The sequence below is a fragment of the Bifidobacterium sp. RTP21102st3_E2_RTP21102_210122 genome (genome assembly GCF_040916945.1).
Classification (GTDB): domain Bacteria; phylum Actinomycetota; class Actinomycetes; order Actinomycetales; family Bifidobacteriaceae; genus Bifidobacterium; species Bifidobacterium longum.
In genome coordinates, this window is the sequence record NZ_JBCPAN010000018.1 from 1,483 (window position 1) to 1,797 (window position 315).

The window sequence follows — 315 nt, forward strand, 5'->3', positions numbered from 1 at the left end:
GATGTTAGGAGGAGTAGCATACAATTGGAAAAATAAGGACAATTCTCCTTTAGCTGAAAGTAAGCATAAAGGTATTCTAAGTAAGAATAATGAATATATAGCTTTACACACAGATGAAAAAGGTAATGAATTAACTTCACATCTCGAAAAAGTATTAATTAGTGGCAACAAATCAAATACCCGAGGTGGAGGTATTGGTAGCAATGGTACTGTTACTATAGGTACAGAAGGAACGACAAGTGTGTCGGTAGAAAAGAAATGGATAGATGATAATAACGTTAATCAAAAGCACCCAGAATCAGTTACGGTTAAATT

At 34.0% G+C, this 315-nt stretch carries 1 pseudogene; it reads left to right on the top strand.

The window, feature by feature from the left end:
• Window positions 1-315: pseudogene (locus tag AB5287_RS09905) on the top strand (hypothetical protein); the annotation flags it as partial.